Annotated in this window: 8 protein-coding genes; all 8 read right to left on the reverse strand. The window is 35.6% G+C overall.

Annotated elements, in window-relative coordinates:
- Positions 1 to 231 (reverse strand): response regulator (locus AA089_RS17860; RefSeq protein ID WP_046758357.1); only part of this gene is annotated, 231 nt, incomplete at its 3' end.
- Positions 222 to 2426, reverse strand: a complete 2205-nt coding sequence (locus tag AA089_RS17865) for a PAS domain S-box protein (RefSeq protein ID WP_046758358.1) — start codon at positions 2424 to 2426, stop codon at positions 222 to 224. The genes AA089_RS17865 and AA089_RS17860, both read right to left, overlap by 10 nt.
- A gap of 111 nt (positions 2427 to 2537) precedes the next feature.
- Positions 2538 to 2867, reverse strand: coding sequence for a hypothetical protein (locus tag AA089_RS17870; RefSeq protein WP_046758359.1), 330 nt, complete (start codon positions 2865 to 2867; stop codon positions 2538 to 2540).
- A 2-nt stretch (positions 2868 to 2869) separates the two neighbouring features.
- A complete protein-coding gene (locus tag AA089_RS17875; protein ID WP_046758360.1) occupies positions 2870 to 3490 on the reverse strand; it encodes a JAB domain-containing protein in 621 nt (206 codons plus the stop codon).
- A 127-nt stretch (positions 3491 to 3617) separates the two neighbouring features.
- On the reverse strand, positions 3618 to 4724 hold the full coding sequence (locus AA089_RS23860; RefSeq protein WP_162200458.1) for a glycosyltransferase family 2 protein: 1107 nt from the start codon (positions 4722 to 4724) through the stop codon (positions 3618 to 3620).
- 5 nt (positions 4725 to 4729) lie between these two features.
- The gene (locus AA089_RS17885) at positions 4730 to 5656 is read right to left on the reverse strand and encodes an aminoglycoside 6-adenylyltransferase (protein WP_046758361.1); all 927 of its coding nucleotides are present in this window, start codon (positions 5654 to 5656) and stop codon (positions 4730 to 4732) included.
- Positions 5657 to 5780: 124 nt separating this feature from the next.
- Positions 5781 to 7697 (reverse strand): cyclic peptide export ABC transporter, encoded by a 1917-nt coding sequence (locus tag AA089_RS17890; protein WP_046758362.1) that lies wholly within the window; start codon positions 7695 to 7697, stop codon positions 5781 to 5783.
- A gap of 37 nt (positions 7698 to 7734) precedes the next feature.
- Entirely contained in the window at positions 7735 to 14709 is a 6975-nt protein-coding gene (locus AA089_RS17895; RefSeq protein WP_046758363.1) for a non-ribosomal peptide synthetase, read from the reverse strand.
- Positions 14710 to 14711 lie beyond the last annotated feature (2 nt).

Here is a 14711-nt window from a genome sequence, read left to right on the forward strand (position 1 = left end):
AGTTGTGCTTGTTATGTTGAGTTCTTTTAGTTTTCTTAAAACTTCACAACCGTCCATTTGATTTTTCCCCAAATTGATATCAAGTAGAATTAAATCGAGTTTACGAGCTTGTGCAATGTCAAGCGCTTCTTTGCCAGTTTCTGCGATTAAAATGTTATCCTGCGCCAACATTTTATCCATCACAATGGCATTTACCTTGTTATCTTCTACATACAAAATGTTTAGTTGCATACAGGAAGTTTTATGATAAATTCAGAACCTTGTACCGCTTCACTTGAAACGGTAATGCTACCATCGAGTATTTCAATGTAGCGTTTGGAAAGACTTAATCCAATGCCAGTACCTTCATATTTACGATTGAGTCCAATACTTTCTTGTATAAACGGATCGAATATTTTTGTAATGTTTTCTGCTTCAATCCCAATTCCTGTATCTTTTACGGAAATAAACGCGTTTGTACGTTCGTCATCGGTGTATATATGCACTGTTATTTCGCCCGTATGCGTATATTTTATAGCATTGTGTATGATGTTGTTAAACGCTGTACGAAATAATTCTTCATCAATTTCAACTTGCGGCTTACTTTTATCTAAAATTAGCTTATAGTTGAGTTGTTTGCTTTCTGCCAAATGATCAAATTCTCGGTACGAACTTTCAACTGTAAAGTTCAGATCGCACACTTTTACATTTATATTGGCTTTGATGGTTTCTATTTCACTAAAGTTCGATAAGTTATTAATGGTTTTTAGCAAACGATCTTTACTTTCGTTGAGGTAATGCAGTAGTTTTTCGCGCTCACGCTCATCTTCTTCAGTAATGAGCAAGTTACTAATTGCCATAATTCCATTGAGTGGCGTTCGTATTTCATGACTAAAGTTGGCAAGAATATTTGCTTTCAAGTTGTTTAATTCTTGCTCTTTTATATGTGCTTCTTTAATGGCAAGTTCGGCTATCTTACGTTCTGTAATGTCTAAAATCCCTAATAAAACAGCGCTTACATTTTTTTGTTCGTTAAAAATAGGTGTGTATTGTATTTCTAACCATTGCGAATTTCCATTATTGGTAACGCGTTCCAATTCTTTGCGCGTTGTATTTCCTTTTAGCGCTTCATTGAACGAATCGGCAAATGTATTTTTAAAATTTAATGGCAATACATCTATAAATCGGCATGTAGTTTCATTGGGATTTACATTAAAATCCTTCTCTATAATAGCTACAGAAGCTTTATCGGTAAGCAATATTTCTCCTTCTTTGTTTAATAAAAATGTGTAGAGAAATCCATTATTAACCATCGCTTGCAAATGGCGTTGATTTTTTAGAATTAGTTGCTCGTTCATTTTACGTTGATGAACATCGATCAAATTGCCAATCATGCGTGTTACTTTGCCAGTATCATCTTTTGTAAAATATCCGTATACTTCATAGTAGCGATATTCTCCATCTTTATGTCGAAGTCGATATTGATTAAAGTAATAGGTATTATCTTGTTTTAAATTGTGTAAATGTCGTGCATACGCTTCCTCTACATCATCTGGATGAATCATTTTTCGGAACGTTTCTTCAGGGACAAATTCATCTTTTAACGTAAGTCCTAACATTTTTCGAAACGACGGACTGTAGTACACCATATTCGTCTCAATATCATGATCAAACAAACCTGAACGAATTCCTTTTAGTGCCAATCTTTTCGTTTCTTCACTATGTTTTAGTTGTTCTATAAAGGTTTGTACTTTGGTTACATCTACCACAATACCATTAACGAAAATTACTTCGCCATTGTGTATTACGGGTTCTGCCATCATTCTAAAATACTTCGGATTGTCAGGATTTGTGGCATTCTGTCCAATAAAATCAAACGGTTGCTGCGTGGCTATCAGTTCGGCAATATGTTTTAGTACAATATCTTTATGTTGCTTTTGGTAGGCACGGTGTCGTTTTGTTTCTCTATCAGGATCATCAGGGTCAATGCCATGCATCATGTAGGTTTCTCTGGACCAAAAAAAGATACCTGTTTTTGGGTTGTAGTACCATGTAGCAATATCGCCAAGCTTGGATGCTGTGATAAATACTTGATGTTCTTTTTCTTGTGTTGTAGTTTCGGTTCCTAAAACATATATATGTTCATCTTCGAGGATAAAATCGAGTTTTAAAGTCAATACTCCATCTTCGGAAAGAGTACAAAACTTTATGTATTGATGATGAATTGCTGTTACTGTCGGTATCTTTTGAACAATATGTTCTAAAGTACTTTTACTGGTATCTAATACGTAGTTGAATATAGATTTTCCAACAAGCTGTTCATTAGATACATTAAAACATTGTTCTGCATGCGTATTGATGTGCACAATAGTGCCTTTGTGATCGAGTATAAATACAAACAGACTCGATTTTTGGAGGATGCTAGGCTGTAGCTGATTGATATGCATTGGTGTGTCGGTGGGTTTCGATTACTAAATGTATGAAAATCATTTGAATTGTTTTAGGATTTAACAATTTTAATCGTTTTGTGCTTGGGCGCTTTGCTATTGGTTTGCCTCTTAATTTTCAATCTCTTCCTTCAATTTTTTAACACGCTTCATCCAAACGTTGTTGAGCCATAAAAAGTGAATTAGAAAAGTGAAGTTGGGCGCGCCATAGAAGTAATTGTCGATTAGAGTTCTGTCCTGAATCTTTGAAAATGTGTGTTCCATAGCAGCATTCCAAGCCATTGTGTATATTATACCAGCCATAACAATACCTACAAACACAAAAAAGGCAACTTTGTACCACTTAGGTTTTTTGTATGCCAACAGTATAAGTACTGCCGTGTATACCAATACAAAAAGGAAAAACTGAATGTTAGTAATGCTGGCTAAAAACGTTCCCATTGTTACGCCTTCTTAATATCTCTAATGTACAAACCTGTTAACTCACGTATAGTTTGGTTTTCATAACCTTTGGCTTTCATTTTACGGGCAACTTCCATCGCTTTCTTTTTCTCAGCCTTATCCTTTTCAAACTTAAGCTCTAGCTCCTTCATAGCTTCGCTTTCACGTTCTTGTATTTCGTACAATCCGTTTTTGCGCAGTTTTTCTATAATGCCTTTGTTTTTAAAGCTTGTATAGCCACTTTCGCTAATAATCAAATGATCTACTACATCAATATTGATGAGTTTCCCAATTTTTAGCAGTCTGTCGGTAATGTCTATGTCTTCGTTAGACGGTTTTAGGTTGCCACTCGGATGGTTGTGTACCATAATCATTTTTACGGCAAGTTTGTAAATTCCCATACGGAAAACATCGGGCGGCGATACGTTAACGCGGTTTTGTGCACCAATGGCAATAAGCTCAATAAAAAGAATGGTATTGTCCGTAGCGAGTCCTACAACCCAAAAATGTTCTTGCGCTCTTCTAATTTTATGCTGTCGGAGCAAAATTTGTTGCATCACGCTGTATACATCATGCGCATTGAGTACTTGTATTTTTTGATCTGCGGTTAGTCGTACGTCCATACTTCAAATATAGGTAGAAATCTTAAATGTGTTACACGGAGCAAAGCACAAATGTAGCATTTTATATGTTAAACTGTCTTCAATATACGTTTTATAAAGCACAAAGTGATTGCAATAATTGTACACGTTATTGTTGCGCCTGTTGTATAATTTTGTTGTACTTCCTGAAAAACCTGTAATAACTGAGCCATTTGACCGTATTGAACAATCGGAATTTGAAATAAATCGGATTGTTTTTTAGCAATACCAACGTATCGTACATGTTTTGATATGTGGTTTTTACTATAATTTCATCCGCTTGCATTGTGTCAATTTTACTTTTGACCAACGCGAGATTTTCATCAGTGATAAATTTATTTTTTACGTCTTTCATATACGTTCGTATTTCGTCATCGAGCAAACGACCTGGCATGTCCATGTAGTCTAAAAAACTCCAATGTACACACTCAATGATAAAGCGGAGCATATAATCTTTTTCATAGGTTTTGTAGATGCCTTCTTTTTTTAAAAACGTAGCAAGTAACTGATTGGCGTAATATAGATTTTTGATTTTCTTTTTTGAGAATGAAGACGTTATAGAACTTGGACGGCGTAGGTAACTATACAACGCTTGATCTTTATACACATCTATTCTTTTGGCTTTTAGAACCGCTGTACTTACAAACTGAATGTCTTCAAAAAAGATACCTTCTGTAAATTTTACATTGTGACGTACGATGTGTTCTCTGGAAAAAATATAACTCCAAGCAGCAGACGAAAACCCTTTGCGGTTGCTGAGGTAATACGGAATAAAGTCTGTGGCACCATCTTGAAGCGTTGGCAATATAGGATAAGTGTTGGTAATGTTGCCTTTTTTATCGCACTTTACTTCAAAGTATCCAAAGAGTACAATTTCGCTTTGCTTTGTATGAGCTTCATTATATAGAATTTCTACAGCATTTGGTTCTAGCCAATCATCAGAATCTAAAAACATAATGTACGGAGCAACTGCTTTTTGTACCGCAGTATTTCTACCAAAACCGTTTCCTTTGTTTTCTTCTAATGCAATTACCGTAATCCGATGGTCTTTTTTCTGAAATTCTCGTATTATCTGAAGCGAGTTGTCTGTTGATTTGTCATCGACAATAATGATGTCTAGCTCTTTTAAGGTTTGATTTATGGCAGAATGTAAACTTTTTTCCAAATACTTTTCAGTATTGTACACTGGAATAATGATGGAAACTTTAGGCGTCATAATGTTCATTTTTGAGGTTCGTTTGCGAAAGCGTTTATTTTTGCGACTATTTTTGTTTCTAATTCTGTTTGTCGTTGATATCCTTGCACATCGGCTACATTTTTACTAGCTTTTTGAAATAAATGCACATGTGTCAGTAAGGTTTCCATATTTTGTTTTTCATTGAAAGAAAATATCGTTTTTTTCAATTTTTTATAGGTAGCTTCATCAGACCATTGGCTTATTTTTTTACCCAAGTAAAACAAATCTTCGTTGCTTTTGTAAAAATATCTGGTTTCCCATTCTATCATTTGCACCAGTCGTCTTTTAAATATATTATCGAGCAATACCAATGCGTAGTACATGTCGTTTCGCTTAATTTTTCCTAAAATTTTATATGCCGAATGCCAAAAATCAAGGTAACATTCGTTGAATTTTTTTGCGGTTACCAAACTGTCATCGTAGTCTGTAAATTCTTCTTCAATTTTGTGAATCATTTGTTCCATATTCTTCGTATCATAAAGCATGGTATAACCTCTTATTAGGTAGGAATAAAAGGCTTTCAATTCGGCTTGAATGATGCTGAGATTGGGTATTATTTTTTCTAGCCCGATTTTTTTTAGAAACAAATACTTTTTTACCAAACTAAATTTAGAATAACTCACAGGAATGTAATCTATACTGAAAAGATCATCGTATATAATTCGTGTGATTCTCGTATTCTGAAAAGGATTTTCAATGACAATGACCGACATAGGCGTGCCGAAACAGGCTAACCATCCGATAGAATCTATTGATAAAATTTCGTTTGGAGTCGTTGTAAAGACGAATATGTCTAAATCTGAAAACTCATCGTTGTAATTTTTTTCCGCATCACTAGAATGAAGCGAACCAAAAGAGATAATTCCTTTTACACTTTTTGGGATACTATTTTTGTCAATTTTTTCGACCATATGACATGCATTTTTTTGAAACAGGTTATTTTTAAATTCATAATTTTTTGGGGTTTTTAAAACAGTTTTTTATTAAAAAGATAAAAGGACTGTTCAATGCAAATCAGTATTATTTTATTTTTTTTTAGTGTGATGTACTCACGCTTCCATAATCTAGTTTTATAATTTTATCCGCCACATCATAATAATTGTCATCATGCGTAATGGCGATGATTATTTTTCCTTCGGCTTTCATTTTTTGAAGCAACGTACGGTAAAAGAATTTTCGAAATTCAGGATCTTGTTCGGCTGCCCATTCATCAAATAAGTAAATGGGAGAGTCCTCAATGAAACATTTTAGTAATGCCAGCCTTTTTTTCTGTCCGCTGGAAAGCTTTATGGTGTCAAACTCTGAATTCATCAAACGTACTTTTTTGTCAAGTTTTAGCAAGCTTAAGTACGAGTCAATGCGTTCTTTTTCTTTGTCAACATCAATTCCGTACAATTTTTTAAACAGATACGAATCATTAAATACAATAGAAAATAATTCGCCCAAGCTCGCATTATCTATTACTTCGCCATTAATTTTGATGGTGCCTTTGTCAGCTTTGTACAAACCTGTAATTACTTTGGCAAGTGTAGATTTTCCACTTCCATTACCGCCAATAATGAACAAGATTTCTCCTTGTTGTAAGTTGAGATCAATAGGACCAATTTTGAACTTTTTTTCAGAAGCTTTGTTTTTGTAATTGAATTCAATGTCTTTGAGCGAAAAATTAGATACCGTTGGAATTTCTTGTAACGATTGTCGTTCTCCTTTGTCGAGTTCTAATTCTTTGAGAAAATCGTTGATACGATCCCACGAGATTTTAATTTCATTCAATGTCGGAACAATGGTAATCACATCCGATATAGGCGCAAAGAGATACAGAATTACCATTAAGAAACTCAGTAATACATTGCTTTGTAGCGAAGGAAAATAGAGTGGCACCACAAAACAAATAACGCCCAACACCATAATGATTGACGTGTCACTGAGAATTCGTGCATTTAAATATTGTACTTGCGCCGTAGAATTGGTGTCGCACAAATCTTTATTGAGGGCAAATATTTCTTCTTCATAAATTTGTTTTTTAGCAGTATTGATGCTCAATTCTGGATAACCTTCGACCAAACCTTCTAAAAGATGGTAATATTTATCGTTGATGCTTCGTGCTTTTTCAATATAAACGGTTGCTTTTTTGGCAACAAAATAATACAGCAATACCAAGAAAAACACAATGACAATCATAGACATAGTTGCCCATTGCGCAATAACCCATAAGTAAATAAACGCCACAATGATGGTTATAGAGCTGGTAATGAGTTTTAGTACTATTGCTACGGAGGAAGATATTTTGACCGTGTCGCCACTCAATGTGGCAAAGATTCTTCCTTTTTCCAATTGTTCAAAACGTTCGTAGGTGGTTTCTAAAATATTTTTGATAAGATTTGTTCTAATTTCTTGAATCAATTTGTTTGCCGTTCGGATCAGGTATGATTCTGTTATTTTTTTTGATACGACAAAAACAAAGAGCGTCACTAAAAAGAAATAACCGTACATGTTGTTTACGTCCGTGTCCAATGCTCTAATTAGTATGAAAATACAACCTGCGTTGGCAATTCCCGTAAGGATGGTAAGCAGTGCTATAATTAGCAGGTATTTATATTTACGTTCTTCCGCAGGAAATAACGTAGATAGTACAAATAATACACTTGTAAGCGCAAGACAGGCTAGCAGAAATATTTTAGAAATGTAGATGTATATAGAATCGCTAAATACAATTTCATTTAAAACGGTTTCATGTTCCAATACTTGTGGCAATGAAAATATACCGTAGAGTAGCAACGCCAGAAATGCAACGAATAGCCCGTAATTTGAATAGGTTTTTTTGGTTGGTGATGCAAATATGCGTTGTTTCTTAAGTATTTGTACAATTGTTTTTCCTGTAAAGTACACAATGGCTAACAGGAGTATAGAAACGGAGGTTAGTAAAAGTAATTCTATGTTTGAATTGTTCATAAGATGATACGTAAGGTCTGTGAAAAACCGTATTTATTTAATTGTTAAAAATAGCGTGCAACATACTTTTTAAGGTAGCGCTGTTATGCCTGAGTGCTTCCGTATTGGGTAAAAATAATTCTTGATGCGTTCCCTGTAAATGATGTGTTTGTATTTCTTGCAACGTGAGCGAATTCCATCCTTCAATAGCTTCTTGTGATGTGTTTTCTGCTTTTAAAAATTGAATGGTACTTTTTAGCGTTCCTGAATGTATTTGAGTTAAAGCATACCTGAAATATACATCACTTTTGTTGAGTACCACGTCTTTAATAGTTTCCAACTCAGGATATTTTTCAATGTATTTTGGAATTTCTTTATGAAATTCATCTTTTTGCAAAATATCGTCAATCGCATCAATTTTGGTAAGCATTGGCAACGCATCCATAATTAATACGTCTGTTACGGAAATACCTTTAGCTTCTATGGCTTTGGCAACTTCAAACGCTAGATTTCCTCCTAACGACCAGCCCGCTAATACGATGGCTTCGCCTGCAGTTACGGATATAATTTTTTCTACATATTGCTCTATTCGGTTTTCGGCTTCAATAAAATCAAAAGCATATACAGCGGCAGTATCAATATGTTGCGCCAATGGTTTGTATGCAAAGCCATATCCAATTCGAGGCGGAAAGAAAAATACTTTATGTTGCTGTTCAGAGTTTAATAAATGCAGCGAATTATATTCCGAATCTTTTTCAAAATAGGTAAGCAGATTTGCAATGGTAGGATCTTCAAAAAATGTCATGAGTTCAATATCGATTCCTACGTTTTCTTTGAGTTTGGCAATCATGCTCAATGCCGTCATGGAGTTTCCACCAATTTCAAAGAAGTTGTCATCTTCTTCAATTTCTTTGGTATCTATCATTAATAATTCTGACCACAATTTTTTAAGCACTTCGTTAGAACTCAATGCAGTTGCTGTATCGTCAGCAGTAGTTTTGTCAAAGCGTTGCAATAATACTTTACGATCTACTTTCCCGTTGGTATTTAGCGGTATTTCGTCCAAACTAATCATATGTGTTGGCACCATATATTCAGGAAGTTTTTTGGCAATATCTTTCCGAAGTTGTTTTTCTGTTTTTTCTTCGTTTTGTACCACAAATGCTACCAAATGATTGATTCCCTGTTCGTCAAGTCGTTCCAAGACAGCCACTTCGGTAACGTACGGTAGCGACAAAAATTTGCTTTCTACTTCTCCAATTTCAACTCTAAATCCTCTAATTTTTACTTGAAAATCTTTTCGCCCAACAATTTCTAACATTCCGTTTGGATGCCATTTTGCAATGTCGCCTGTATTGTACATGGTTTGTCCTTTGTGAAACGGATCGGGCATGTATTTGCTATCAGTCTTTACTTTATCATTAATGTAACCGCGACCAACGCAGGCACCCGAAATGTACCAATCGCCTTCAACACCAATTGGTAAGAGTTCTTTTTTATCGTTCAACACGTATAAATCAGTGTCTGCAATTGGATATCCAATAGGCGGAATATCAGGCACATGACCTGTTGGCGACATATGATTGTATGCTGCGGAATGTGTTTCTGACGGACCGCAATGATTGTGCAACCACACATTGTTTTCGCGCATGTAGTTTCTGAAGTTGTCTGTAACAATTACATGTTCTCCAGCCGTTAAAATATGATGAATACATTTTGGCAAACGTTCTAAATAGATGTTTGTGTTCAATACAAATTTTAAGAACGAAGCAGGGAAAAAGATACTTTCAATTTGTTCTTTTTCAATGATTTCAAATAATTCAAAGATGTTTTTGGTATGGCGTTCTTCAATTAAAATTAGGCTTCCACCTTCTAGCAATGCAGAGAAAATTTCTTGCGCTGATACATCAAAACTAATCGCGTGAAATTGCAATACATTTTTAAATGTTATATCAGTATGATGGGTTTGGTGTAAGAGTAAGTTGAGTAAGTTTCGTTGTTCTAACATGACACCTTTTGGCACGCCTGTAGAACCTGAAGTATGAATGATGTAGAGTAAATCTTCTACAGCATTTACAATTGGTAAATTCGATGCGTCTTCCTTTTGTAAGGCTTCGCTTCGTACATCTGTTATGTCATAATTGCTCATATTTTCCAAGCCTGTGTCTAAGTTGGTCAATATGAATTTTGCATCAGCATTTTCGAGCATTTGTTGTTTTCGCTCGTTTGGCAAACTAATGTCAATTGGCATGTACACACCACCAGCTTTTAAGATGGCAATTACTGAAATGATAAGCTCAAAAGAACGCGTACACAACAGCGCAACAGGAACATCTGCCGCAACGCCTTTTCTGCGCAATACATGTGCCAATTGATTAGCTTTGGCGTTCAAGCTTGCATAGGTCATTTTTTCGTTGCCGAATATCAATGCAGGATGATTTGGCGTTTTTTCGGCTTGCTTTTCAAACAATTCATTAATGGTTGTTTTGTTTTCAAAAGCGGCTTCAGGACCTCTGGAAATTGCCATTACTTTTTGCTTTTCTTGTGCATCAAGAATAGAAATGTCATTTATTTTTATGGTTGGCGCTTGTATGACTTCTCTAACAATTTGTTGTATAAAGGTTGCAAAACGTTTAATGGTCTCTTTGGTGAATAGCGCACTGCAATAATCAAAGTGAAAACTGATTTCTTTGTGTAGTTTGATGACTGCGACATTTAAATCAAACTTGGCATGTGTTTCTGTTGACAACTCCATATTCGATTGCATGTCTTCTTTTCCAGCATCTATGGAAATGGCGTTGAACAGTACATCAAAAATAGGCGATCTGCTGAGTTCTCTTTTAATGTTGAGTGCGTTAACCAGTTCGTCAAACGGATATTCTTGATGATCAAATGCTGCCAGAATGGTTTCAGAAGATTCACGTAAAAATGCTTCGAAACTTTTCTCAGGAGTTGGAAAACTTCGCACTGCAAGTGTGTTGACAAACAACCCAATAATTTTTTCGAGTTCTGTATCTTTTCGTCCATTAATTGGAACGCCCACAATTATATCTTCCGCTTTTGTGATTTTGTGCAAAAAGATGTTGAAAATGGTCGTTAAAGTTGTGTTTAGTGACACTTTATATCGATTGGATAGTGCTACCAACGCATTAGAATCAGCTTCGTCAATATTGAAAACATAACTGTCTCCTGCAAAACTTTTGATTGCGGGTCGTGTATGATCTATCGGTAAGTCTAATATTGGCAATTCGCCTCCAAGTTGTTGCAACCAATAAGCTTTTTGGGCTTCTTTGCGTTGTTTTTCCTGTTCACTTTCTGACCATACAACATAGTCTTTGTATTGTACGCGTAAAGGTGTTAATGGAGTTTCTTGATACAATGCCATGAAATCTTTTCGTAAAATTTCAGTAGAAGAAGCATCCGAAATGATATGATGAATGTCAACTAATAGAATTGAATTTGTGGGCGTTTCAATACATTCAATACGAAATAAAGGTCCTTTGTTGAGGTCAAAAGGTCTTTTGAAAGCAGTTACTTTTTTGTTGATTTCAACAGTGTCAAACGCATCTAGTTTGTGATATGTTACGCTAAAATCGATAGTGTCGAGGACTTTTTGAAAGATGTTTCCATTTTTCATAAAGAAAACAGTTCGTAAGCTTTCATGTCGTTCAATTAATTGCTGCGCCACCGTTTCGAGTCTTTCTTTTGCTAAAGGTTCCATTTCAATAACTTGCGTCATGTTGTACGCAATATTATTTTTTTCCAGCTCATATAAGAGATACATTCGCTTTTGTGCAGGCGACAATGGATATTCAGATTTTTTCTCTATTACAGGAATCTGTTTTGCTTTTTCAATAGAAAGAGTCGTCATGTATTTTGCAATTTCACGAATACTTTGCAGCTTAAAGATTTCTGAAACGGCTACTTTGCTGTTGAGTTGTTTTTGAATTCGTGACGCGAGCATCATGGCTTTTACAGAATGTCCGCCCAATTCAAAGAACGAATCTGTAACGCTGATATTTTCTACAGGAATTTTTAGCAATTGACTCCATATGTTGACCAAAGTTTTTTCCGTTTCGGTTGAAGCGTTCTGAATTGCTTTGGCAGGAATGTTTTCGGTAGGATTTGGAAATTTTGAAGCATCAATTTTTCCGTTTACGGTCATTGGAAATTTTTCCATTTTCATAAAGAAAGAAGGAATCATATAGGATGGCAATAGTGTTGCGAGTTCCGCTTTTAATGCATGTGCATCGTAGTTTTCCTTTTCAGGAATGATGTATGCGCATAATTGATAGTCATGCGTTTGTTTCCACGGAAGTACGTATGCCGATTGGATTCCAGAAATTTTGGCAATTTGGGCAGTTACTTCCTGAATTTCTACACGGAAGCCACGTATTTTTATTTGATCGTCATTTCTTCCAATGAATTGTATATTTCCATCAGGCAACCAACGTCCGAAATCGCCCGAACAGTAGAGTTGTTGTGCAGCATTGAACGGATTTTGTATGAATCGTTTTGAAGCTGCAAGTTCTTTGTTGATGTAACCTTTGGAAAATCCTTTTCCTGCAATACAAATTTCGCCTTGCGCACCAATTGGCACATGATTTTTATGTGCATCCAAAATGTATATTTCTGCATGTTTCATTGGTGTTCCGATAGGAGCGAAGTTCATTTCTTGAATATTCTCCGCGTGTATGTCAAACGCAATACTATCTACCGTGCATTCTGCAGGTCCGTACAAGTTGATTGTTCTCGGAGCATTTGCACCATACCATTGATAAATCTTTTTTAAGGCAGGAAGGTCTAGTTGCTCGCCACCAATTAGCAAGTGTTTTAACGCGGGTATTTTTGGCAAGGTATCCAATACTTCTGCCATGATTCTTAGATGCGAAGGCGTTCCGTCTGTAATGTCAATTTCATGCGTTGTGAAATACTCCATGAGTTGGTAACCGTCTCTGCGTGTTTCTTCTGGGACAAGATATAATGAATGTCCTAAAACGAAACAGCCAAATAGTTGCTGAACAGACGGATCAAACGAGAAAGAAGCCAATAAGGCAATTTTTAAAGCTTCCGAAGTAGGATAGTGTGCATATACACTTTCAAATAAACTGTCTACTAAGTACAATACATTTTCGTGTGAAACTTTAATGCCTTTTGGAACACCTGTAGAACCAGAAGTGTAAATGATATACGCAGCATCTTCCGCTTTTATGGTCGGCAATGTTACTTTTTCAAAGGAAGTTGTAAATGCATCTTCATAGGAAATAAGTTGCTTGTGATTTAGCGTTTGGCGTAATGGATTTTCGGTTGCAATAAGTGTACATGTTGGTTTACTATCCGCCAACATATATTCAATTCTTCCCACAGGATACGAACTGTCAAGAATTACATAGGCGCCACCAGCTTTTAGAATTCCCCAAATGGAAACTATGGACATGGCAGTTCTATCGTCAATAATTCCGACAATATCGCCTTGTTGAACACCTTGATGAAGTAAATAATTGGCAACCGTATTGGAAGCTTCCTCCAATTGCTGATACGTCATGCTGTTGCCTTCAAAATACAATGCTGTACGATTTGGCGTGTGTTGTACATTTTTTGCAAATGCAGAAATGAGCGATTGTTTCGGTAACGTTTGTTGTTTTGGATGCGATTGAAATTGCGCTAACTGTTGCACCTCTGCTTCTGAAAGTTGAAAAAGCGTATCAACCGTTTGTGCTGTATTTTTGATTGCTTGTAAAATGAGTCGTTTAAAATCATTTGCAATCAATTTAATAAAAGCCGAATCGTGTACATTTCCATTGAAAAGGAAGTCAATAATGAGTTTTTTTGTCGGTTGAATGAGCAAACTTAGATTGTAGTTTGTTTGCTCAAAAACGTCAATATTTTCAATAGTACAGTCAAGTTTTTCTTCCGCTTTATCTGCGTTTGAAAATGCTTCTAATTGATCTGCAATTGGAAAGTTTTCTAATACTAAGATGTGATCAAATAGGTTATTTTTTAACGGAGTTGCCGCTTGAATGTCCGCCAACGGATCATATTGATGCGCTTCTTGCAGTAATGCATTTGTTTGGACTTCTTTTAAAAGTGCCGCGATTGTTTTTTCTTTATCAACTTTGATACGGACGGGAATCGTATTGATAAAAAGTCCCACCATAGCTTCTATGTTTCTAATTTCTGGCGGTCTTCCCGAAGTTACCATTCCAAAAATGGTTTCTTCTTGTTGGGTATATTTTGATACGACAATTCCCCAAATCGTCTGAATGAAGTTATTCAACGTAAGTTGTTGCTCTTTGACAAAATAGTTGAGCTGATTGGTTTCTTCTTCCGAAAATGTTAAGATATTCCGTTGATTTTTATAGCCAGTATCACTTGCATATAGTTGTGTCGGCGGAATGTGTGATGGCGTGGTAATATTGTCCAAATAGTTTTTCCAGAAATCCTCGGAAACTTTACTGTCTTTATTGGTAAGCCACGAAATGTAACGTTTGTACGGTTGCGGATCGGTTAAACGCGTTGGTCTATTGTTGTGTAATGCATTGTAGATTTCGAAAAATTCTTCAATTAGGATTCCCATGCTCCAGCCATCAATAATGATGTGATGGTAACTCCAGATAAATTCAAACGTAGTATCGTCTATCTGAAGCATCGACAAACGCATTAAACTTCCTCTTTTAAGATCAAATCCTTTTTTTCTATCTGCAATTTTAAACGCTGCAATTTTTGTATCAATAGCTTCTTTGTCTAGAGAAGTAGCTAGCTTTTCATGGAAAAAATCAGGTGTTCTATTTTTTAAAACAACTTGTACTGGTTTTTCTAAATGATCTAAAAAAGAAGTTCTTAATACATCGTGCCTTTTAAATAAAGCGCTCACAGCTTCTTTGACAGTAGCAATTGTTAAAGCTGCTTTGATTCGATACGAAATTTGCTCAAAGTACGCATTTGCTTCTGTATCGTGTAACGCATGAAATAACATTCCTTCCTGTAGCGGCGACAAGGTGTATACATCTTCTATATTTCCGTTTTTTTTCATTA

The organism is Kordia jejudonensis, assembly GCF_001005315.1.
Lineage (GTDB): Bacteria > Bacteroidota > Bacteroidia > Flavobacteriales > Flavobacteriaceae > Kordia > Kordia jejudonensis.

What these genes read in the sequence shown, in the direction of transcription:
- AA089_RS17865 (WP_046758358.1), bottom strand. Translation starts at nt 2,426, where the DNA reads ATGCATATCAATCAGCTACAGCCTAGCATCCTCCAAAAATCGAGTCTG.
- AA089_RS17870 (WP_046758359.1), bottom strand. Translation starts at nt 2,867, where the DNA reads ATGGGAACGTTTTTAGCCAGCATTACTAACATTCAGTTTTTCCTTTTT.
- AA089_RS17875 (WP_046758360.1), bottom strand. Translation starts at nt 3,490, where the DNA reads ATGGACGTACGACTAACCGCAGATCAAAAAATACAAGTACTCAATGCG.
- AA089_RS23860 (WP_162200458.1), bottom strand. Translation starts at nt 4,724, where the DNA reads ATGACGCCTAAAGTTTCCATCATTATTCCAGTGTACAATACTGAAAAG.
- AA089_RS17885 (WP_046758361.1), bottom strand. Translation starts at nt 5,656, where the DNA reads ATGGTCGAAAAAATTGACAAAAATAGTATCCCAAAAAGTGTAAAAGGA.
- AA089_RS17890 (WP_046758362.1), bottom strand. Translation starts at nt 7,697, where the DNA reads ATGAACAATTCAAACATAGAATTACTTTTACTAACCTCCGTTTCTATA.
- AA089_RS17895 (WP_046758363.1), bottom strand. Translation starts at nt 14,709, where the DNA reads ATGAAAAAAAACGGAAATATAGAAGATGTATACACCTTGTCGCCGCTA.